This is a genomic window from Halomonas marinisediminis, from assembly GCF_004347715.1.
In the GTDB taxonomy this organism is placed as follows: domain Bacteria; phylum Pseudomonadota; class Gammaproteobacteria; order Pseudomonadales; family Halomonadaceae; genus Halomonas; species Halomonas icarae.
Genome location: NZ_SLTR01000007.1, coordinates 59,513 through 81,128, shown reverse-complemented (window position 1 = coordinate 81,128; position 21,616 = coordinate 59,513). Strand labels below are relative to the sequence as shown.

The 21,616-nt window shown below is 65.8% G+C and carries 23 protein-coding genes; 12 read left to right on the top strand and 11 right to left on the bottom strand.

Annotated features, from left to right (window positions below):
* Positions 1-7: 7 nt before the first annotated feature.
* The 6 genes from E0702_RS07220 to E0702_RS07195 form a co-directional block, all read right to left on the bottom strand.
* Positions 8-262, bottom strand: coding sequence for a BolA family protein (locus E0702_RS07220; protein ID WP_132042322.1), 255 nt, complete (start codon positions 260-262; stop codon positions 8-10).
* Positions 263-411: 149 nt separating this feature from the next.
* On the bottom strand, positions 412-747 hold the full coding sequence (locus E0702_RS07215; RefSeq protein WP_132042320.1) for an STAS domain-containing protein: 336 nt from the start codon (positions 745-747) through the stop codon (positions 412-414).
* Positions 744-1,382, bottom strand: a complete 639-nt coding sequence (locus tag E0702_RS07210; protein WP_439952324.1) for an MlaC/ttg2D family ABC transporter substrate-binding protein — start codon at positions 1,380-1,382, stop codon at positions 744-746. The genes E0702_RS07215 and E0702_RS07210 overlap by 4 nt, the downstream gene beginning before the upstream one ends.
* 62 nt (positions 1,383-1,444) lie before the next feature.
* Positions 1,445-1,909, bottom strand: coding sequence for an outer membrane lipid asymmetry maintenance protein MlaD (gene mlaD / locus E0702_RS07205; protein WP_132042316.1), 465 nt, complete (start codon positions 1,907-1,909; stop codon positions 1,445-1,447).
* Between the two features lie 35 nt (positions 1,910-1,944).
* On the bottom strand, positions 1,945-2,727 hold the full coding sequence (gene mlaE, locus E0702_RS07200) for a lipid asymmetry maintenance ABC transporter permease subunit MlaE (protein WP_132042315.1): 783 nt from the start codon (positions 2,725-2,727) through the stop codon (positions 1,945-1,947).
* The gene (locus E0702_RS07195; RefSeq protein WP_132042313.1) at positions 2,724-3,536 is read right to left on the bottom strand and encodes an ABC transporter ATP-binding protein; all 813 of its coding nucleotides are present in this window, start codon (positions 3,534-3,536) and stop codon (positions 2,724-2,726) included. The genes mlaE and E0702_RS07195 overlap by 4 nt, the downstream gene beginning before the upstream one ends.
* Positions 3,537-3,684: 148 nt before the next feature.
* Between E0702_RS07195 and E0702_RS07190 the strand changes: the two genes are divergently transcribed.
* The 11 genes from E0702_RS07190 to E0702_RS07140 all read left to right on the top strand — a co-directional run bounded on the left by E0702_RS07190 (position 3,685) and on the right by E0702_RS07140 (position 11,816).
* Positions 3,685-4,641: a calcium/sodium antiporter gene (locus tag E0702_RS07190; RefSeq protein ID WP_132042312.1), complete on the top strand. Its 957-nt coding sequence runs from the start codon at positions 3,685-3,687 to the stop codon at positions 4,639-4,641.
* A gap of 32 nt (positions 4,642-4,673) precedes the next feature.
* Entirely contained in the window at positions 4,674-5,663 is a 990-nt protein-coding gene (locus tag E0702_RS07185) for a KpsF/GutQ family sugar-phosphate isomerase (RefSeq protein ID WP_132042310.1), read from the top strand.
* Between the two features lie 21 nt (positions 5,664-5,684).
* Positions 5,685-6,242 (top strand): KdsC family phosphatase, encoded by a 558-nt coding sequence (locus E0702_RS07180; RefSeq protein ID WP_132042309.1) that lies wholly within the window; start codon positions 5,685-5,687, stop codon positions 6,240-6,242.
* A 4-nt stretch (positions 6,243-6,246) separates the two neighbouring features.
* Entirely contained in the window at positions 6,247-6,831 is a 585-nt protein-coding gene (gene lptC, locus E0702_RS07175) for an LPS export ABC transporter periplasmic protein LptC (RefSeq protein ID WP_132042307.1), read from the top strand.
* On the top strand, positions 6,828-7,373 hold the full coding sequence (lptA, locus tag E0702_RS07170; RefSeq protein WP_132042305.1) for a lipopolysaccharide transport periplasmic protein LptA: 546 nt from the start codon (positions 6,828-6,830) through the stop codon (positions 7,371-7,373). The genes lptC and lptA overlap by 4 nt, the downstream gene beginning before the upstream one ends.
* The gene (lptB, locus tag E0702_RS07165; protein ID WP_132042304.1) at positions 7,370-8,095 is read left to right on the top strand and encodes an LPS export ABC transporter ATP-binding protein; all 726 of its coding nucleotides are present in this window, start codon (positions 7,370-7,372) and stop codon (positions 8,093-8,095) included. The genes lptA and lptB overlap by 4 nt, the downstream gene beginning before the upstream one ends.
* A 163-nt stretch (positions 8,096-8,258) precedes the next feature.
* A complete protein-coding gene (locus E0702_RS07160) occupies positions 8,259-9,665 on the top strand; it encodes an RNA polymerase factor sigma-54 (RefSeq protein WP_132042303.1) in 1,407 nt (468 codons plus the stop codon).
* Positions 9,666-9,811: 146 nt separating this feature from the next.
* Entirely contained in the window at positions 9,812-10,120 is a 309-nt protein-coding gene (gene hpf / locus E0702_RS07155; RefSeq protein WP_132042302.1) for a ribosome hibernation-promoting factor, HPF/YfiA family, read from the top strand.
* A gap of 7 nt (positions 10,121-10,127) precedes the next feature.
* Positions 10,128-10,595, top strand: coding sequence for a PTS IIA-like nitrogen regulatory protein PtsN (gene ptsN / locus E0702_RS07150; RefSeq protein WP_132042301.1), 468 nt, complete (start codon positions 10,128-10,130; stop codon positions 10,593-10,595).
* 43 nt (positions 10,596-10,638) lie between these two features.
* Entirely contained in the window at positions 10,639-11,544 is a 906-nt protein-coding gene (rapZ, locus tag E0702_RS07145) for an RNase adapter RapZ (protein WP_132042300.1), read from the top strand.
* Between the two features lie 2 nt (positions 11,545-11,546).
* The gene (locus E0702_RS07140; RefSeq protein WP_132042299.1) at positions 11,547-11,816 is read left to right on the top strand and encodes an HPr family phosphocarrier protein; all 270 of its coding nucleotides are present in this window, start codon (positions 11,547-11,549) and stop codon (positions 11,814-11,816) included.
* A 149-nt stretch (positions 11,817-11,965) separates the two neighbouring features.
* Here E0702_RS07140 and pmbA read toward each other — a convergent pair whose 3' ends face one another.
* Positions 11,966-13,306 carry a metalloprotease PmbA gene (gene pmbA, locus E0702_RS07135; protein ID WP_132042298.1) on the bottom strand — a complete coding sequence of 447 codons (1,341 nt, stop codon included), beginning with the start codon at positions 13,304-13,306 and terminating at the stop codon, positions 11,966-11,968.
* 112 nt (positions 13,307-13,418) lie between these two features.
* On the opposite strand from pmbA, the gene yjgA reads away from it, so the two are divergent.
* The gene (gene yjgA / locus E0702_RS07130; protein WP_132042297.1) at positions 13,419-13,955 is read left to right on the top strand and encodes a ribosome biogenesis factor YjgA; all 537 of its coding nucleotides are present in this window, start codon (positions 13,419-13,421) and stop codon (positions 13,953-13,955) included.
* A 141-nt stretch (positions 13,956-14,096) separates the two neighbouring features.
* On the opposite strand, the gene tldD is transcribed toward yjgA, so the two are convergent.
* From tldD to E0702_RS07110, 4 genes are all read right to left on the bottom strand, one after another.
* The gene (gene tldD, locus E0702_RS07125) at positions 14,097-15,551 is read right to left on the bottom strand and encodes a metalloprotease TldD (protein WP_132042296.1); all 1,455 of its coding nucleotides are present in this window, start codon (positions 15,549-15,551) and stop codon (positions 14,097-14,099) included.
* Positions 15,548-19,387 carry a YhdP family phospholipid transporter gene (locus tag E0702_RS07120; protein WP_132042295.1) on the bottom strand — a complete coding sequence of 1,280 codons (3,840 nt, stop codon included), beginning with the start codon at positions 19,385-19,387 and terminating at the stop codon, positions 15,548-15,550. Before E0702_RS07120 ends, tldD begins: the two co-directional genes overlap by 4 nt.
* A gap of 4 nt (positions 19,388-19,391) precedes the next feature.
* On the bottom strand, positions 19,392-20,855 hold the full coding sequence (gene rng, locus E0702_RS07115; RefSeq protein ID WP_132042294.1) for a ribonuclease G: 1,464 nt from the start codon (positions 20,853-20,855) through the stop codon (positions 19,392-19,394).
* Positions 20,856-21,008: 153 nt separating this feature from the next.
* Positions 21,009-21,608, bottom strand: coding sequence for a Maf family protein (locus tag E0702_RS07110; protein WP_374708617.1), 600 nt, complete (start codon positions 21,606-21,608; stop codon positions 21,009-21,011).
* Positions 21,609-21,616 lie beyond the last annotated feature (8 nt).

The window sequence follows — 21,616 nt, the reverse complement described above, 5'->3', positions numbered from 1 at the left end:
CGGGTTCTCAGACGCCGGAATTCTCCGGCGCACCTTGCCACTGCGCCGGGGTATAGGTCTTGATGCTCACGGCATGCAGCGCGCCGGAAGCGATCTCTTCGGTGAGAGCGCCATAGATCAGTTGCTGGCGCTTGACCGGCGACAGATCAGCAAAGCGTTCGCCAACGGCCACCACCTGAAAGTTGCAGCCCTCGCCCTGAATATGGAACTCGCAGTCATCGATACGTGACTCGAGCAATTCCTTGACGTCACTGGGTTGCATGGTCAGGCACTCCTTATCGTACGAAATATGATGCGGAAACGATCAAATACACCGCGCACGATGACATCATCTCATCGTCGACGGCGGATTATGGATGCCCCATGGTAATGAAAAGCACCGCTCTTGGCGATCGCCCCTGCTGGCCGCGACTAGCCGCGCATCGACTCCACCGGCAGCAGGCGCTCGAGGCCGGCCAGATCAGTGAGCCGCAACAGCGCTGCGGAAAGGCGCACTCGCTCGAGAGTCAGGCCGGCCCGGCGTGCCGCGCGCGCCCACTCCAGCAATACCGTAAGTGCCGCACTGCTGACGCCGGCGACACCGCGCAGATCGAAACTGACGACCTCCCCGGCCTGGCGCCGGGCGAGCCAGCGGCTGCCTGCATCGGCGAGTTCGGCGGCGTGCTCGAAGCCCACCGCACCACAGACCACCAGGCACTTATCCCTGGCCTCGAGGTCCAGGCCGTTGCGTGCCAGCAACCTGCTCACGCGCCCTGCTCCAGTTCCTCGACGCCGACATCGGGCGACCAGCCATCGATGACGGCATCGTAGTCGCGCGCGTTGTCGCGCATCGCCTGATCGAACTGGTTACGGAAGGTCAGTCCCAGATTGATGCCATTGACGATGACGTTGACCACTCGCCACTCATCGCCCGAGAGACGCAGTGAATAGCTGACCGGATAGACGGTGCCATCCTTGGCTACCACTTCCATATCGACGCTGGCCTGATCCTCATGGCGCCTGGAGCCCTGGCTGGAAAGCACACGCAGCTCACGATAGTCGAAGGTGACCAGCCCCTTGGCATAGGTATCGATCAGGGTCTGGCGAAAGGTATCGACGAAGCGCGAACGCTGCTGGGGCGTGGCATTGGAGAAGTAACGCCCCATCACGCTGGCGCCGATATAACGGAAATCGGCGATCTCGTCGAGACTCTCGTCGACCAGCGCCTCGAGCTCGGCCATGTTCTCGGCGAAATGGTCACGCCTGCCCTCGATCTTGCCGGTCAACGTCTCGACACTGTGGCGGATGACCTCGTCGGGCTGCCGCTCGGGGGCCGCCTGGACCGCCAGGCTGAACAGCATGCTCAGCAGCAGTGCCGCCAGGGTCAAGGGGATACGAATCATGTTCAACATCTCCATATCGGGGTCATTAAGGAGGAGTCAGCCTGCATCAGACGATCGGCGCCCTAGTCGCTGACCATGTTCGACACAAACTGCTGGATGAGTTCTTCGAGCACCAGCGCCGACTGAGTATCACGCAGGGTATCGCCGTCGGCCAGCGTCTCGGGATCCCCCCCCACGGAAAGGCCAACGTACTGCTCCCCGAGCAGCCCCGAGGTCAGGATCGACGCGGTGGTATCTCTGGAAAGACGACCTTCCAGTTCGTCATCGATCTCCAGCACCACCCTGGCATCGTACCAGTCGGTATCGAGTTCGATGGCCGCCACGCGCCCCACGGTAACGCCCGCCATGGTCACGCGCGCCCGTGTCTTGAGGCCGCCGATATTGGCGAAGTTGGCCTCCAGGCGGAAGGTATCGCTGGGGGCCTGCATCGCCAGGCCGCTGACCCGCAGGCCAAGGAAGAGCACGCCGAGAATACCGGCAAGCATGAACAGCCCCACCCCCAGCTCCATGGTTTTACTGCGCTTCATCTAGAATCTCCATACAACAGGGCAGACGCTTGTCATCAGGCGAGCCCGCCGAACATCATGGCGGTCAGTACGAAATCAAGGCCGAGCACGGCCAGCGAGGAGTAGACCACGGTGCGTGTCGTGGCCCGCGAGATGCCCTCCGACGTCGGCACCAGATCATAGCCCTGGAACACGGCGATCCAGGTCACCACCACGGCAAACACCAGACTCTTGATGATGCCGTTGCCCACGTCGTCGATAAAGTCGACGCTGGCCTGCATATTGGACCAGTAGGAGCCCTCGAAGACCCCCAGCCAGTCGACCCCGACCAGGTAGCCACCGTAGATACCCACCACACCAAAGCCCACGGTGAGCAGCGGCAGGGCCACGAAGCCCGCCCACAGGCGCGGCGCCACCACCCGGCGCAGCGGATCGACACCGATCATCTCCATGCTGGTCAGCTGCTCGGTCGCCTTCATCAGTCCGATCTCGGCGGTGAGCGCCGACCCGGCCCGACCGGCGAACAGCAGGGCCGCCACGACCGGGGCCAGCTCCCTCAACAGCGAGAGTGCCACCATCTGGCCCAGCGCATCCTCGGCACCGAAGTCGACCAGAATGGTATAGCCCTGCAGCGACAGCACCATGCCGATGAAGAGCCCCGAGACGAGGACGATGGCCAGAGAGAGCACACCGACGAAGTGCATCTGGCGCACCCAGAGATAGACCCCCTCCCTGCTCGGCACCCCCACGGCGGATTGACACAGGAAGAGACCGGCACGGCCGAGGGCCTCGAACAGATCACAGCCGCGGCGCCCCAGGTGTCGAATTCGATGGATCATCGGGCGCCCCCCGGGGCAAGCATGTCGCTGACGAAGTCCTGCGATGGGTAGTGGAAAGGCACAGGTCCATCCGGCTCCCCATGCACGAACTGACTGACACGCGGATCACGATCCACGTCGAGGTGCTCGGGCGTACCGTGAGCCATCACGCGACCATCGGCCACCACATAGACATAGTCGGCGATACTCAGCGTCTCCTTGATATCGTGAGAGACAACGATCGAGGTCAGCCCCAGCGCCTGATTGAGGCGCTTGATCAGCTGCACCAGCACCCCCATGGAGATCGGATCCTGGCCGACGAAGGGCTCATCATAGAGGATCAGCTCGGGGTCCAGAGCAATGGCCCGCGCCAGGGCCACGCGGCGCGCCATGCCCCCGGAAAGCTCCGCCGGCATCAGCTCTCGAGCGCCCCGCAGTCCCACCGCTTCGAGCTTCATCAGCACCAGATCACGCACCATCGCCTCGGGCAGATCCGTATGTACCCGCAGCGGGAAGGCCACGTTCTCGAAGACGCTCAGGTCGGAAAACAGCGCACCGCTCTGAAACAGCATGCCCATGCGGCGACGCATGGTGAAGAGGTCCCGCCGCGACTGGCGATGGACATCCTGGCCATCGATCAGCACCCGCCCCGAATCCGGCACGAGCTGACCGCCGATCAGCTTGAGAAGGGTGGTCTTGCCACTGCCACTGGGGCCCATGATAGCGGTAACGCCACCACGCTGGATCGTCATGTCGACGCCGCGAAAGATCTCCCTGTCGCCACGCGCGAAATGCAGCCCCTCCACCACCACGAAGGGAGTGTCACTCATCGGCCAAGCCATCCTGAAAAAATTATCGAACATCGTATCCTAACCATCCTGCCAGACGCTAGCCCGATGCGGTGCGGCGGGTTGCACCCTGCCTGGCCAGCACGTTTAATGGCGACCTTCCGCTACCGACTGAGCGAGCCGAGTTGTCATGCTGTCCCCCCTGATCGCCATACTGCTGGGCCTTGCGGCCCTGCTGTGGAGCGCCGACCATTTCGTTGGTGCGGCGGCCGCCACCGCCCGCCGCGCGGGCATGAGCACCATGCTGGTGGGCATGACCATCGTTGCCCTGGGCACCTCGGCACCGGAGATCGTAGTGTCGCTGATGGCCTCCCTCGACGGCATTCCCGACCTGGCCACCGGCAACGCCCTGGGCTCCAACATTGCCAATATCGGCCTGGTGCTGGGTGTCACCGCCCTGGTCGTGCCCATCCCGGTGCGCTTCTCCGTGGTGCGCCGCGAACTCCCCTTGCTGCTTGGCGCCACCGGCCTGGCCGGCTACGCCCTGGCCAACGGCCACCTCGGCCGCCTGGATGCAGCACTGCTGATTGCCCTGCTACTGTTCAGCCTGTGGTGGCTGTTCCGTGCCGATACGCCGGATGCCGAGGAGGAAGTGGCGGGCGAAATCCCCGACATGCCGCTGACTCGTGCCCTGCTATGGCTGGTGGCAACACTTGCCGTGATGGTAGCCGGCTCCCGCGGGCTGGTATGGGGGGCCAGCGAGATCGCCCGCGACCTGGGCATCAGCGAACTCGTCATCGGCCTGACCATCGTCGCCATCGGCACCAGCCTGCCCGAGCTTGCGGCCTGTGTGGCCAGCGCGCTCAAGCGTCACCATGATCTCGCCATCGGCAATGTGATCGGCTCCAATCTCTTCAACCTGCTGGCAGTACTGCCGATCCCGGGCCTGCTGGCGCCCGGCGCCGCCGATCCCGCCGCCGGCGAGCGTGACTATCCCGTGCTGCTGGTGCTGACTCTGGCGCTGGGTGCACTGCTGCTCTGGCAACGCCGCAACCACCTCGGCCGACTTCCCGGCGCGGTGCTGGCCGCGTCCTATGCCGGTTACCTGACCTGGCTCGGCACGGCCAGTCTCGGCGGCAGCCCTTGAGTGAACCCTTACAACAGGCAACAATCGGCATCATGACACCCGAAACTCCTGGGGCCGGATCGGCCCTTCGCGACAGCGCCCGACGCACCCTGCGCCTCGAGCAGCAAGCCATCGACGCCCTGGCGGCACGCCTCGACGAGGCCTTCGACCACGCCTGTGAGCTGATACTCGCATGCCGCGGGCGCGTGGTGGTCACCGGCATGGGCAAGTCCGGCCATATCGCCGGCAAGATCGCCGCGACGCTTGCCAGCACCGGCACGCCGGCCTTCTTCGTCCACCCCGGGGAGGCCAGTCACGGCGACCTGGGGATGATCACCCCCGGCGACGTGGTACTGGCCCTCTCGAACTCCGGCGAGACCGCCGAGGTGACCGCTCTGCTGCCGCTGCTCAAGCGCATGAAGGTACCGCTGATCAGCATGACCGGGCGACCCAGGTCGAGCCTTGGCCGCCACGCCGATGCCCATCTCGACACCGGGGTCGAGCGCGAGGCCTGTCCCCTCGACCTGGCGCCCACCGCCTCCACTACCGCCGCCCTGGCCATGGGCGATGCCCTGGCCGTAGCGCTGCTGGAGTCCCGCGGCTTTACCGCCGAGGACTTTGCCCTCTCACACCCCGGGGGCAGTCTCGGCAAGCGACTGCTGCTGCGCGTCAGCGACCTGATGCACACTGGTAGTCGGTTGCCGCAGGTCCCCCTGGGAAGTCCGCTGCGCGACGCCCTGTTGGAGATTACCCGCCAGGGTCTGGGCTTCACCTGCGTGGTGGCACCTGACGGCCGTCTCGCCGGGGTCTACACCGACGGCGACCTGCGCCGTACCCTGGACCTGCACAGCGACCTTAGCGGCCTGAGCGTCGATGACGTGATGACCTGCCCCGGCAAGCGAACCACCCCGGACACCCTGGCCGCCGAGGCAGTCAGCCTGATGGAAGACCACCGCATCTCCGCCCTGGCCGTGGTCGATGATGAGGGGCGCCCGGTTGGCGCCCTGCATATGCACGACCTGCTGGCCAGCGGTGTGATCTGACCCCAACGATACGGAGCCCTCATGCCCCATACCTCCCCCCTCCAGGACCCGCAGCTCACCGCCCGTCTACGCCAGGTTCGCCTGCTTGCGCTGGACGTCGATGGCGTGCTCACCGACGGGCAGCTCTACTTTCAGGCCGATGGCATCGAGATCAAGGCGTTCAATGTACAGGATGGCCACGGCCTGAAGCTGCTCAAGCGTGCCGGCTTCCAGGTGGCGCTGATCACCGGCCGCGAATCGAGCATGGTCAGTCACCGCGCCGCGGCACTGGGTATCCAGCATGTCTTCCAGGGCGTCGAGAAGAAGCTTCCGGTCCTGCGGGAACTCGCCAAGCGTCTGGGGCTTGAGCTCGAGCAGGTGGCCTACTGCGGTGACGACATGCCCGATGTCGGCGCCATTCGTCGTGCCGGCATCGGCATCAGCGTGCCCAACGCACCGACCTATATCCAGAAGCATGCGGATTGGGTCACCGAGCGCGGCGGTGGCCAGGGAGCGGCCCGCGAGATCGCCGATACCCTGCTGCGCGCCCAGGGGCACTGGGATGCGGTCGTCGACACTTACCTGCACGGAGCTGGTTAGGATCATGCGCCTGCCGCGCCCTGGCTTTCGCACCGGACTGGCCCTGTTGCTGCTGGCACTGGGAGGCGGGCTGGCGCTGCTCGATCTACGTGACCCCGGCACCATCCAGCAGATACCGCGCGATGCCGCCGGGGAGCCCGACTTTTATCTCGAGAATGCGCATCTGACACGCTTCGATGCCGAGGGGCGCCTGCACCAGCAGGTAACGACCCCCCGTCTGGTCCACACCCCCAAGGATGATGTGACCCGCCTCGAGACACCACATATCAAGCTCCACGACCGTGGCGGCCGGCTCTGGCTTGCCGAGGCCGACAGCGGCCGGCTGGGGCCCGGGGGCAATCCGCTGCGGCTCGAGGGCGAGGCCAGGCTGCTCGCCCCCGCCGAGCGGTGGTCACTGGAGACCGACACCCTGCACTATGATGCCGACACCGGTCACGCCTGGAGCACCACCCCTGCCACCCTGCGCCAGCCTCCACAGCATATGCGTGGCGAGCGCTTCGATGCCTGGGTCCATGACAACCGGGCACGCCTGACCGACAATGTGCGCGGCCACCACCCGCCCGAGACCTTCGAGGAGTCCTCGTCATGAAGCGCCCCCTATCCTCACTGTTGACCGGTGCCCTGTTGCTGACGCTGCTGCCTCTTGCCCCTGCCAGCCTGGCACAGAGCCAGACTCACAACCAGGATGCCAGTGCGCCCATTCTGGTGGAGGCGGACCGTCTCGACCTTGACGACCGCGCCGGCACCGCCGTGTATACCGGCAACGTGGATATTCGCCAGGGCAGCATGCGCCTGACGGGGAATCGCGTGGAGATCCGCCGTAACGCGGCAGGTGAACTCTCCCGGGCCACCGCCATCGGCGACCGAGCCTATCTCGAGCAGCAGCCGAACCCCGCCGAGCCCGTCATCAAGGGGTGGGGGCGCACCATTGTCTATCATGTGGCCGAGCGTCGTGTTGAGCTGATCGACCGCGCCGAACTCCACCAAGGGGGGGACACCTTCGAGGGCGGTTACCTGGAGTACTTCCTCGATCGCCGGGTCGTGCAGGCCCGCGCCGATGCCGAGGGGGTCGAAGGCAGCCAGCGCATTCGCATGACCCTCCAGCCGGAACAGCAGCAAGGGGAACCATGAAGACCCTTCACGCCCGCCATCTCGCCAAGAGCTACAAGCGCCGCCGTGTGGTACAGGACATCGGCCTGTCGATCCGGCAAGGCAGCATCGTCGGACTCCTCGGCCCCAACGGCGCCGGCAAGACCACCTCCTTCTACATGATCGTGGGGCTGGTGCGCGCCGACGCGGGCACGGTGACCATCGACGAGCTGGACCTCTCCCACGCCGCCATGCACGAGAGGGCCCGGGCCGGCATCGGCTACCTGCCCCAGGAGGCCTCGATCTTCCGCAAGCTGTCGGTGGCCGACAACATCATGGCGATCCTCGAGACCCGCCGCGACCTCGATCGCGACGGACGTCGAGCGCGCCTGGAGCAGCTGCTCGAGGAGTTCCATGTCACCCATATTCGCGACAACCTGGGCATGAGCCTATCCGGCGGCGAACGCCGCCGGGTAGAGATCGCCAGGGCCCTGGCGACCGAGCCCGCCTTCATTCTTCTCGACGAGCCCTTCGCCGGCGTCGATCCCATCTCGGTGGGCGAGATCAAGGGGGTCATTCGTCAGCTGAAGGCTCGCGACATCGGCGTTCTGATCACCGATCACAATGTCCGCGAGACCCTCGACATCTGCGACACCGCCTACATTGTCGGCGACGGTCAGATCATCGCCGAGGGCGATGCCGAGTCGATCCTTGCCAACCAGAAAGTGCGCGAGGTCTATCTCGGTGCCGACTTCCGCCTCTGACGCAAGCGCCCTCGCGCCTGGAGACGGTTGTGACGGCTGTGGCAGCAGCAGGCCAGCGCGATAGCGTTCACCCAATGGCATGATTATTGCTTAAGGTCGTATTGCACGATGCCCTGCCAGGCACTAGGGTAAGGCTTTCCGACATGCCAGGAGGACGCCTGCCATGGCCATGAAGGCATCTCTGCAACTACGGATCGGCACCCAGCTAACCATGACCCCCCAGTTGCAGCAGGCCATCGCCCTGCTGCAGCTCTCCACCCTAGATCTACGCCAGGAGGTCCAGCAGGCGGTGGAGAGCAACCCGCTGCTGGAGCTTGACGATGAGTTCGGTGAGCAGGCCACCCAGGAGCCTGCGCAGGACGACTGGGCAAGCGAGATTCCCGAGCAGCTCGCCACCGACAGCGACTGGTCGGATACCTACCAGGACCTGGCGGCGCCCAGCGGCGGAGAGGGACCCGATTTCGAGCGCCAGGCGGAAGGCCAGAGCCTGCACGGTCATCTCTCCTGGCAGCTGGCGATGAGCGACCTCGACCCACGGGAGCGCCAGATCGCCGAGAGCCTTATCGACGCCGTCAACGATGCCGGCTACCTAACGGCTCCCCTCGACGAGATTCGAGACGGCCTGAGACAGCAGGGACTGTCCGACCTGCGCAGCCAGGAGATGGAGCGAGTCCTGCGCCATCTGCAGCAGTTCGAACCCACGGGGATCTTCGCCCGCGATTTGAGTGAATGTCTGCAGCTTCAGCTCGCCGCCCTCCCCGACGATACGCCGCACCTACCCCAGGCACGACGCCTGGTCCGACAGTTCCTTGAGGCCCTCGGCAACGATGACCGCCGCCTGCTCAAGCGGCGCCTGGGGGTGGATGACACGGCGCTCGACGCTTCCATCGCCCTGGTGCGCAGCCTGGATCCTCGTCCCGGCAGCGCCTTCTCAAGCGTCACCGACGACTACGTGATTCCCGATCTCGTTGCCTTCCACGATCAACGTGGCTGGCACGTCCAACTCAACCCCGAGGCGATCCCACGGCTGCGCATCCAGCCCGATTACGCGGCACTGGTCCGCCGCGCCGACAAGAGTGACGACAACACCTTCCTCAAGGAGCACCTCCAGGAGGCGCGCTGGCTGATAAAGAGCCTTAGCAGCCGCAACGACACCCTGCTGCGAGTGGGTCGCGAAGTCATGGCGCGCCAACTCAACTTCCTGGAGCAGGGTGAAGAAGCCATGAAGCCACTCACCCTGGCCGATATCGCCCAGACGGTGGAGATGCATGAATCCACCATCTCGAGAGTCACCACCCAGAAGTTCATCCACACTCCTCGCGGGGTCTTCGAGCTCAAGTTCTTCTTCTCCAGCCAGGTCGGCAACGAGAGCGATCGCCACTCCAGCACCGCCATTCGTGCACGCATCCGCAAGCTGATTCAGGATGAACCGCCACGCAAGCCGCTATCCGATAGCCGCCTGGTCACCCTGCTAGATGAGGCCGGCATCCAGGTCGCCAGGCGGACGATTGCCAAGTACCGTGAGGCCATGGGCATCCCCTCCTCCAGCGAGCGCAAGCGCCTGCGCTGAGCACATGGGGCAGGGCACCATCACCCCCTGCTCGACCGGCCCAACCCCTTGAACATGGCGGGAATCTCCCCCGGGACCGACAGGGGGTATGCAAGACATGAAAAAGGGTTACAATCGAATCACAACCATCGAGCAAGGAGCGTGTCATGCAAGTGAATATCACCGGCCTTCATGTGGAACTGACCGATGCCCTGCGTGACTATGTCAACGAGAAGCTGACTCGCGTGGAGCGCCACTATGACAACATCACCAACGTGCAGGTGACCCTATCTGTCGAGAAGGAGCGCCAGGCCGCCGCCTGCATCATGCATGTTGCCGGTGCCGAGCTGCATGCAGAAGCCCAGGATGTCGACATGTACGCCGCCATCGATTCGCTCGCCGACAAGCTGGACCGCCAGCTGGTCAAGCACAAGGAAAAGGCCCAGGCTCGCGCCCAGGGCGCCGGTGCCCGCTGAACCCACGATGTCCTCACTCGAAACCATTCTTCCCCCGGAGCGCACCCTCTTCGATGTGCCCGGGGGCAGCAAGAAACGGGTGCTGGAGTTCTTCAGCACCTTCATTGCGCAGAACACGCCCAGCCTCGACAGCCAGGAAGTCTTCGCGAGGCTAATTGCCCGCGAGCGTCTCGGTAGCACCGGCATCGGCAACGGCGTGGCCATTCCACATGCGCGCAGTCCGCACTGCAAGGCGCCCATCGCCGGCTTTCTCAAGTTGACGGAGCCGGTGGATTTCGACGCCATCGATGGAGAGCCCGTCGATCTGGTGTTTGTGCTGCTGGTTCCCGAAGAGGCCGATGCGGCCCACCTGACCCTGCTGGCCCAGCTGGCCGGCATCATGAACGACGTCGATACCCGCACGCGCCTGCGCCGCAGCTCGAGTCAGCGCGACCTCCACGACAGCCTTATCGAGGCCATTCGACGACAGGGTTGAGCGGTAACGAGCACCCCTCAGCCAGAACGACCAGGAGACCTCCATGCGACTCGTAATCATCAGCGGCCGCTCCGGCTCGGGCAAGTCAATCGCCCTGCAAGCGCTGGAGGATCTCAGCTACTACGCCATCGACAACCTGCCGGCCATGCTGCTGGGTTCGCTGGTTGACGAACTGAGCAACCCCGAGTCCCAGCGCACCTCAATCGCCGTTAGCATCGATGCCCGCAACCTCCCCCAGGCCCTGGAGCGCTTCCCCAGCCTCCTGGAGGAGGTGCGTGAACGCGGTATCGACTGCCAGGTCATCTACCTGAACACCGACGCACGCATCCTGATCGAGCGCTACTCCGCCACCCGGCGTCGACACCCGCTGACTCGCGAGAGCGAGATGACGCTCGCCGAGGCGATCGACTCCGAGGAGCAGGCACTCTCCGGGATTCGCGACCTGGCCGACCTGGTAATCGATACCTCACGACTGACGGTCCATGAGTTACGCGCCCGTATCGCCGACCAGGTAGCCCATCATCGCCCCGAGCAGCTGACCCTCACGGTGGAGTCCTTCGGCTTCAAGCGCGGCGTCCCCCTGGACGCCGACCTTGTGTTCGATGCGCGCTGCCTTCCCAACCCCTACTGGGACCCACGCCTCAGGCCCTTCAACGGCCAGGATGCCGAGATCGTCGCCTTTCTCGAGGACTACCCGGTGGTGCAGGAGATGCTCACCGACATCCACGACTGGCTGACACGCTGGTTGCCCAGATACGCGTCCAGCCATCGCAGCTATCTCACCGTGGCCATCGGCTGCACGGGAGGGCAGCACCGCTCGGTCTATCTCGCCGAGCGCCTGGCCAGGCAGCTCGCCCAGCAGCAGACGCGGGTACGCTTGCGCCATCGCGAACTGGGCACTCAGGACACCTTGCCCGGCCCCGAGACCCCACCTCATCAAGGAAGTTGAGCGTGCCGCAACGCAGGTTGACCCTTACCAACAAGCGTGGGCTTCATGCCCGCGCCGCCACCAAGCTGGTCCAGTGCTGCCAGCCCTTTACTGCCCGCATTCAGGTGGCCAACGGCCCGATGCGGGGGGAAGCCAATAACATCATGTCGCTGCTGATGCTGGCCGCTCCCTGCGGCACCGAGCTCACCGTCAGTGCCGAAGGCAAGGACGCCGAACAGGCCCTCGACGCCATCGAGGCCCTGTTCGACGCCCGCTTCGACGAGGATGACTGAACGATGTAAGCCGTAAGCCGTAAGCCGTAAGCCGTAAGCCGTAAGCCGTAAGCCGTAAGCCGTAAGCCGAGAGGATATCATCGACTCTGCCGGTGGCAGTGATGTTCTCTTACCGCTTAAAGCTCATGGCGTATAACTCCCCGAAGGGGTCAAGCACCGGCCACCGTCATCTCGTCGACCAGCCAGCTGCCGGTATGGATACTGCCGCGGGTATCGATATCGCTGCCCACGCCAGCCAGCCCCCTGAACATCGTTTCCAGGTTTCCCGCAATGGTGAACTCCTCCACCGGGTACTGAATCCTGCCATTCTCGACCCAGAAGCCGGCCGCCCCCCGCGAGTAGTCCCCGGTGACGCCATTGACCCCCTGCCCCATCAGCTCGGTGACCAGCACCCCCCTGTCCATGCGGGCAAGCAGCTCATCGCGTGATGCCAGCGGCGCCGTGATCCGCAGGTTGCGAGCCCCGCCGGCATTGGCGGTGGTCTGCATGCCGAGGCGACGCGCGCTATAGGCCGAGAGCATGTAGCTGGCCAGTCGCCCCTTGTCGATAAAGAGATTGTCACGAGTCTGAACGCCATCGTTGTCGAAGGGCGAACTGGCCATGGCACCGGTTTCCATGGGCTTCTCCTGCAGGCTGAACCACTCCGGGAAGATTGCATCGCCGAGACGGTCGCAGAGGAAGGTTGCCTGGCGGAACAGCGCGCCGCCGGCGATGGCACTCATCAACGAGCCGACCAGCCCGCCGGCCAGATTCGGGTCGAAGAGTACCGGCATCCGCCCGGTAGCCGGACGCCTTGCTCCCAGGCGGCGCAGCGTGTGCTCTGCGGCACTCTCGCCGACCCGTTCAGGTGCCAGCAGATCGCGCGGGTTCCGGGCGCTGGTGAAGTCGTAGTCACGCTGCATGCCGGCATCGTCTTCAGCGATCAGCATGCAGGAGAGTGAGTGGCGACTGCCACGCTGGCTGCCCAGGAAGCCGTGGCTGTTGGCATAGACCCTTACCCCCTCGCCGCTGGAGAGCGAGGCGCCGTCGGAGCTCTTGATCCCGGCCTTGCCGCGGCCTGCGGCCTCGCAGGCCAGCGCCAGATCGACCGCCTCCTCGGTGGTCAAGGCCCAGGGGTGGTGCACATTGAGGTCCGGCAGATGAGTGGCCATCAGCGCGGCGTCGGCCAGGCCGGCGGCGGGATCCTCGCCGGTATAGCGAGCAATGGCGATGGCCTTCTCGACCACGGCACGGATGGAGGCTTCGCCGGCATCGGTGGAGGAAGCACTGCCCTTGCGCTGGCCGAGATAGACCGTCACCGCAATGCCCTGATCACGCGAGAGCTCGACGGTTTCCACCTCGCCTTCGCGAACGCTGACGCCGACACCCTGGTCAACGCTGGCGCCTACTTCGCAGGCGTCGGCCCCCAGCTTCCGGGCCAGTTCCACGGCCTGTCGGGAACGGCTCTCCAGCAGGGTCTGCTGGGCGGCGGCATCGAAAGCCTGAGTCATCTCTAATCCTCCTTCGGCGGGGCTGCGAGCCACGCCTGTAATGTTCATTCTCAGCCCGGTGAAACGGGCTGGTATACTGTCGGGACACCCAGCCCCAACCGATGGAAGCGGCATGTCCCAGGAATCTCCCCGCGAGTTGCTCGATCAGATCCTTCAGCAGCCGGACAACGACGAACGCCCCAGCAAGTCCCAGCTCAAGCGCGAGATGCAGGCGCTGCAGACGCTGGGCGAACAGATCATCGCCATGACACCCGGCGAGCGAGCGCGCTTTCCCCTCTCCGACGACATGCTCGCCGCCGTGGAGGAGACCTCACGCATCCGCTCTCACGAGGGACGGCGGCGACACATGCAGTACATCGGCAAGTTGATGCGTCGCGAGGACCTCGCGGCGATCCGTGCCATTCACGACGAGATCGAGCAGGAGACGCTGCGCCGCGACCACGCCTTTCATCGCCTCGAGAAGTGGCGCGATCGCCTCGTCGACGAGGGCGACGCCGCGGTGGAGGCCTTCGTGGCCGACTACCCCCACGCCGACCGCCAGGCCCTGCGCCAGCTGATCCGCAATGCCCAGCGCGAACGTGCCCAGGACAAGCCACCGGCCAGTTCACGCAAGCTGTTCAAGCTGATCCGCGATACCGCAGGGCTTTAACGCCGCTCGGGACTGGTCCGGCGGCAGGCCCGGGCCGCCGGACCGACGAGGAGGCGCTGTAGACCCATCCTTGGACGCTACCTCGGCCACCCCTGGTCCTCGGACCTCCTCGTCGGCCTACCCCCGGCGCCCCTCGCTCAATCAGGATGCCGTGCCACCCACGGTCAGCTCGTCCAGCTTGAGGGTCGGCTGGCCGACACCCACCGGCACGCCCTGCCCCTCCTTGCCACACACGCCGATACCGGGATCCAGCGCCATATCATGGCCGATCATCGAGACTCGCCCCATGGCCTCGGGGCCATTGCCAATCAGCGTCGCCCCCTTCACCGGGGCGGTGATCCGGCCATCCTCGATCAGATAGGCTTCACTCGCCGAGAACACGAACTTGCCCGAGGTGATATCCACCTGGCCACCGCCGAAGCTCACCGCATAGAGGCCACGCTTGACGCTTTTGAGGATGTCGTCGGGGTCATCCTGCCCGGCGAGCATGACAGTATTGGTCATGCGCGGCATCGGCAGGTGGGCGAAGGATTCGCGACGGGCATTGCCGGTGGGCGTCATGCCCATCAGCCGAGCGTTCAACTTGTCCTGCATATAGCCAGTGAGGATGCCATCCTCGATCAGCGGGGTACGCTGACCCGGGGTTCCCTCATCATCGACGCTCATCGACCCGCGACGGTCGGCCAGGGTGGCGTCATCGACCACTGTCACACCCGGTGCGGCGACGCGCTCGCCCATACGGCCGGCGAAGGCTGAGCTTCCCTTGCGATTGAAATCCCCCTCCAGGCCGTGACCTACCGCCTCATGGAGCAGAATGCCCGGCCAGCCAGGCGCCAGCACCACCGGCAGCTGGCCCGCCGGGGCATCGACGGCCTCCAGGTTGACCAGCGCCTGACGCACCGCCTCCTTGGCGAAGCGTTCGGCGACACCCTCGTCGCGCAGGCGCGACATGGGATAGCGGCCACCACCACCGGCGCTGCCACGCTCGCGTCGGCCATTGCGAACGACGATCACGCTCACGTTGAAGCGCACCAGGGGGCGGATGTCGGCCGCCAGGGTGCCATCGCTGGCGCGCACCAGCACCACCTCATGGACCCCCGAGAGCGAGGCGCTGACCTGGCTAACCGACGGGTCGGCGGCTCGGGCCACGCGATCCGCCTCCTTGAGCATGGCGACCTTCTCCTCGGCGCTGAGCCCGGCGAGCGGATCGACCCCGGCATAGCGGGCCGGGGGACCGACGGCAACCGGCGTGCCCAAGGGCAGCCGGTTGCCGCTACGCACGATGCCGGCCGCGGTACGCCCGGTCTCGCCAAGCGCATCGGCAGTAATCTGATTGGAGTAGGCGAAGCCGGTCTTCTCGCCGGCCAGCGAGCGCACGCCCACCCCGCCGTCGATGTTGTAGCTGGCCTCCTTGACCTCGCCATCCTCCAGCACCCAGCCCTCATGCCAGCTGCGCTGGAAGTAGAGGTCGGCGTAGTCGATACCCGCCCCCATCGCGTGGCCGAGGCCGGTGTCCAGGTCATCCAGAGAGAGACCACCGGGGGTCAGCAGGATGCCGGCGGCTTCATCAATCAATGCGTGTCTCGCTTGGGTCATTCGGCGCTTTCCACTGAAATCCGCGGCGCGGTCCAGGGACCACGCACGCGATAATGAATTCGGGTAACACTGTCGATGGCATCACCAAACAGGCGGTCGGCGATAAACAGGGCCCCACCCACCACCGGAGCACCGGCGATAACCGCCGCCAGTGGCAGATTTCGGCTGACAGGCAGTGTGACGCCCAACTGCATGTCGAGTTCCCGGCGTGCCAACGCGACGCTGCCATCGAGAGTGAAGCGAGTGGCAGGGCCCACGATCTGGACCGGCCCCCGCGTCTCGAGACTGCCACCATACAGGGTCGCCGCGCCAGTGACACGGTCGAAGGCCGTTCCTCGCCCGGTCATATCGGAGAAATCCAGCCGCAGACGGCGCACCAGGTTATCGATATTGAGCAGCCCCACCAGACGAGCCGGGGCCGACTCCAGCTTGACGAAACGGCCATCACGCAGTTCCGCCTCGACGCTGCCCCGGGAGCGCTCCAGGGCAAACTGCCAGGGCGTCCCTGGCCAGGCCAACTGGCTCTTGACCCTTGTCTCGCCGCTACGGATCACCGGGTCCTGAGCCAGGCGTTCCAGCGCCGTTCCCAGGTCCCGTCCTACCAGCTCCAGGCGCGCACGGGTCAGGCTGGCCTCGGGACCCGCCGCCTCCCAGACCAGCTCGCCATGGGCACTGATCTCTCCCACGGTAAGCCCCAGGGGAGCGATGCTGAGTCGCTCGGGCGTCGCCTGCCAGCGCGCGGTCAGGGGCCCCAGGCGCCGGCCCTGACGCTCGATATCGGCGATGCGCAGGCGCCCGCCGGGCAGGTCGGCGACCCAGACGGGAAGCGGCTGCGGCTCCGGAGGCGTGGCTATCTCGTCGAGCAATGAGCCGACCTGCTGGCCGGTGGGCATCAACGCATCCAGCGAGAGGCGACTCAGGCCGATGTCCAGTGGCTCGGTGAGCCGGGGCCGATAGTCGAGACTTCCCTCGAGCAGACTGCCATCCAGAGCCAGATGCCAGCCGCCGCCAGGCTGCGGGCGAGCGGTGGTATAGAAGGAGCCGAGGCAGCGATCCTTATGCTGCAGGCAGTCGCTGGCCACACGCACCTCGCGCAGGTCAAGGCCTGCCCCCCCTGTGCCACGACCTCCTGCCACCCCCGCAAGCGCCTCGCTCCATGCGGCCGGAGAGAGGCGCGGCAGATAGGCATCGATCCACCATCCCGCCTCGGAGGGCCAGGCCGGCGCGGATTGGCGGCCTAGCCACACCTGTCCCTGGCTACGCTCGTCACCGGGCAGCGAGCGCCAGCGCAGCTTGAGTGCCTCCCCCAGTCGTCCATCCAGGTAGCCATGGGTCAGATTCATGTCGAGCCGCAACGGGCGAGACTGTGCCGCAGGCTTGCCCAGCGGCGCCGGAAGATCGGCGGCCAGCCCCTGGAGTGAGCTCTGCAGACGAAGAGAAACCTCGTCGTCGATACCCAGCCGGCCACGCCAATCGAAACGCCCGGTCAGCCGCTCGGCAAGGAGCGACGCGCCCCCCAGCTCGAGCAGCGCCTCGGCCTCGGCGGCCCCGGCGAGGTCTAGCCCGCCATTCAAGGTATCGATATCGGCACGCAGGGGTCCGCCGAGCAGGCGCCCCTCGAGCCGTCCCGTGAGCCCACCCTCGGCGCCCTGCTGCCGCCAGGTCAAGGGACCACGCAGCTCCCTGACTTGCAGGTTCAACGGCCGATATTCGAGAAGCTCAAGACTCGCCTGGGTCTCGATCAAGAGGTCCAGCGCCTCGGGTCGTTCCAGAGGCAGCTCGAGCTGCAGGGCGCCCTCGGCATGTCCTTCGGCCTGCCACTCTTCCATGATTGCCCTGCCCTCTACCGGCATGCTCATCAGGAAGCGTCGCAGCGCGGAGGCGCTGGCATCCAGATTGCCTGCGACCTCCAGGCGTTCGTCGGCAAGCCGTACCCGGCCATCACTCGCTTTCACGCCGAGACTCTCGGCATGCTTCACCTCGGCCTCGAGAAAGGTGTCATCGAGCCGCATTCGCCCTTCAATGCCCTCCAGCATCGGCCACCCCGGCGCCATGGGCAGACGGCCGTCGCGAATGGCAAGGTCGAGGCCAAAACTCGGCGATGGCTGATCATCCTGATCATCGTCGTCACCGGAGAGCGGTACATGCAGGCGAAGTGCGCCCTCGGGAACTCGACCCGCCACACCATCGGCAAGCCAGTCGCGCAGATCATCATCGAGGATGGCTACCGGCAGCCACTCGACAAGCGGTGTCTCCACGGCATCGACCTCCTCGAGGGCCAGGGTCAGGCCGAAGCCTCCCCGATCCCCCTGCCCCACAGAGAGACCGAAGCCACCGCTGACCTCGGCACCATTCCATCCCACCCGCAGATCACGTCCACTGACCATGCTACGGGGGCCATCGTAGACCCAGCGCACCTCCCCGGAGGCGTGATCGAGTGCCATGGGGGCGGCGAAGACCTCGGGGAAGTGAAGGGTGGATGTCTCGTTGCCACTGAAGCGCACCAGGCCGTGACCGCCCCGCGCCTCGACCCACATGTCCAGGGGGCCGCCCCCTGGGGCCTGCTGCCAGGGCGATACCTCGACACCATGCAGGGACGCCCGGGCCTGCCACTGCCCCTCCCGGAAGCCAAGCCCGAAACCGGCCACCCGGCCGCGTGGATCGAGGCTGTCCACCGCCCGAGCCAGAGCCTCGGGCAGCGGCACCCGATCGCGCCAGGCAGCCAGGGATCCCAGGTCGAAGGCGCTGGTATTGAGCCACCACTCCTCGCCATCGCCGTTCAGATGCCATCGGTAGGGCAAGGCAGGTCCCCAGCGCGACGCCAGTTCGTCCGGTTCGCTCCTCTCGGGACTCTCGGCATTACCCTGAAACCAGGCCTGCCAACCGCTCTCCCCCCTCAACCACTGGCCGCGCCCGGTCACGCTATCCAGCGCCAGTTGATGACGCTCGCCCTTGGCGTCGCGATGGCTGACGGCCAAACGCTCGACATCCAGCGCCAGGCGGGCATCGGCCAAGCGGCCACGGTGCCAGCGCCCCCACAGACGAGCCTCACCCCGCGCCTCGTCGAGATGCAGCGGCTGATCACGCCCCAGCACCGCGGCCAGCTCCACCAGGGTATCGAGGTGCATGTCGGCCTGCAGGGCGGCACTGAAGTCACGGAATCCGGCCTCGCCCGGCAGCACCTCGAGGGCTACCTGCATGGCCACATCGGCGTCGCCCACCAGGCGCAACCTGCCCTCGAGATGGGCACGGCGGGCATCACCGGTCATCAGCAACCGTGGCGCCTCGAAGGCGACGCGTCGCTCCTGGCCATGCAACACCACGCGTACATCCTCGGCCCAGGCCCGTTGGCGCAGCAGCACCCCGACCCAGAAGTCGAGACGCTCGAGAGCGAACTCCCCCTCGGGCTGAAGCTCGGGGGGGAGCTCGGCGGGATCGGGCCAGTGCCACCCCCCCTGCGCGCTCTGGTAGAGGTGCAAGGTCATGCCCTCGAGACGCGCGCTCTCCACCACCGGCAGCCCTTCACGCAGGCTCTGCCAGGTATCCAGGCGCAGCTGCCCCCCCTGCACCTCCAGCAGCGGTCGGTCGCCATCACGGGTGCGCAGGCTCAGTGCACCAAGCTTGAGGTAGGGGTCGAAGCGCACCAGCCCGGCCTCCAGGGAGTCGATCCGGGTCTGTGCCGCGAAGCGCGCCGACAGCAGGGCCTCCAGCCGTGATGTCTGGCCATCGGCCAGGCACAGCGCCAGCCGCGCCAACAGCGTCAGGATCGCCACTGTTGCCAGCCCCAGGGCCAGCAGGGTCAGGGTCCAGCGCATCACCTGGCGGGTCACGGGCATGGGCTCACATCAGCACGATGTCGTACTGCTCCTGGGAGTAGTGGGTCTCCACCTGAAAGCGGATGGGCTTGCCGATGAACTCTTCCAGATCGGCCACCGCCGCCGACTCCTCGTCGAGCAGACGGTCCACCACCGCCTGGGACGCCAGCACCATGTAAGTCTCGGCGCTATAGGCCCGCTCCTCACGCAGGATCTCGCGAAAGATCTCGTAGCAGACCGTCTCCGGGGTCTTGAGTGTTCCGCGACCGCCGCAGGTCGGGCAAGCTTCGCAGAGAGTCTGCTCCAGGCTTTCGCGGGTACGCTTGCGGGTCAGCTGCACGAGGCCAAGCTCGGTGACACCGGTACACTTGGTCTTGGCGTGATCCCGCTCCAGCGACTTCTCGAGCATGCGCAGCACCTGACGCTGGTGCTCGGGATCCTCCATGTCGATGAAGTCGATGATGATGATGCCGCCAAGGTTACGAAGACGAAGCTGGCGGGCGATGGCGGTCGCCGCCTCGAGGTTGGTCTTGAAGATGGTCTCTTCGAGGTTACGATGCCCCACATAGCCGCCGGTATTGACATCGATGGTGGTCATCGCCTCGGTAGGGTCGATCACCAGGTAACCACCGGACTTGAGCTGCACCTTGCGCCCCAGCGCCTTGTGGAGCTCGTCTTCGACGCTGTAGAGGTCAAAGACCGGTCGCTCGCCGGCATAGTGCTCGATACGCTCCACCGCATCGGGCATGAACTCCTCGGCGAACTCCACCAGCTTGACGTAGTTCTCCCGGGAGTCGATGCGCACCTTCTCGATATCGTCACGCATCACATCCCGCAGGATGCGCATGAACAGCGGCAGGTCATCGTAGATCACGCTGGGCGCCGAGGAGGTGACCTTGCGCTCGCTGACCTTGCGACATAGCCGCAGCAGGAAGTGCATATCGGCGGCCAGCTCCTCGACGCCCACTCCCTCGGCGGCAGTGCGCACGATAAAGCCACCAGTCACCTCCAGGCTCTGCTGGGCCTGGGCCTCCTCGATCAGGCTGCGCAGGCGCTCGCGCTCGCGTTCGTCTTCGATACGCTGGGAGACGCCATGGTGGGGCGCATCCGGCATGTAGACCAGATAACGCGAGGGTACCGAGAGGTGAGTGGTCAGCCGCGCCCCCTTGGAGCCGATCGGATCCTTGGTCACCTGCACCACCAGCGCCTGCCCCTCGTGGAGCAGATGCCCGATGGAGAGCTGCTCCTCGGCCGGCGTACCGGCCGGCATCACCTCATGGGCATGGATGAAGGCGGCGCGGTCGAGGCCGATATCCACGAATGCCGCTTGCATGCCGGGGAGGACTCTGACCACCCGGCCCTTGTAGATATTGCCGACGATGCCGCGACGGCAGGAGCGCTCGATGAAGGCCTCCTGCAGTACGCCGTTTTCCACCACGGCGACGCGGGTCTCCATCGGCGTCAGATTGATCAGTACTTCGCCGCTCATGCGGAAATCCTTGTCCAGAATGCCTTGCGGCCATTATGACATAGTGTCAAGCCTCCAAGGCGTTGATCCGTTCATCATGACAGGGCGATCGCCGATGGCAGCACCACTCGACAAGGCGATTCCGGCGAGAGGCTGCCGATCGCAATCCGCGCATCACGGCCCGAGCGTCCCGTCCCAAAGTGCCACCCCCTGACGTCGCAGCAGCTCGGCGGTCTCGTAGAGCGGCAGTCCCACCACCGCGGAGTGGCTGCCGGCGATATGTGCGATAAACACCGCCGCACGCCCCTGAATGGCATAACCACCCGCCTTGTCGGCGGGTTCCCCGGTGGCCCAGTAGGCGGCGATCTCGGCATCGGAGATCTCACGCATCACGACCCGCGTGGCGACACAGCGCTCGAGCAGGCCCGCGGGGCCGATCACCGCCACCGCCGTGAGCACCTGATGCTCGCGGCCGGCCAGGGAGCGCAGCATGGCGGCGGCGTGCTCTGGCCCCTCGGGCTTGCCGAGAATCTCACCATCACGCACCACGGCGGTATCGGAGCCAAGAGTCGGCAGGTGAGAGCGCTCGGCACCGGCCAGCGCCTTGTCGCGGGCCAGGCGGGTGACATAGGCCTCGGCCCCCTCACTCGGAGCCGGGGTCTCGTCGATATCCACTGGACATATCTCCAGGGACACACCGATGGACACCAGCAGATCACGTCGTCTCGGAGAGGCAGAGGCCAGACAGAGAACAGGGGGAGTCATGACGGACATGGATAGCC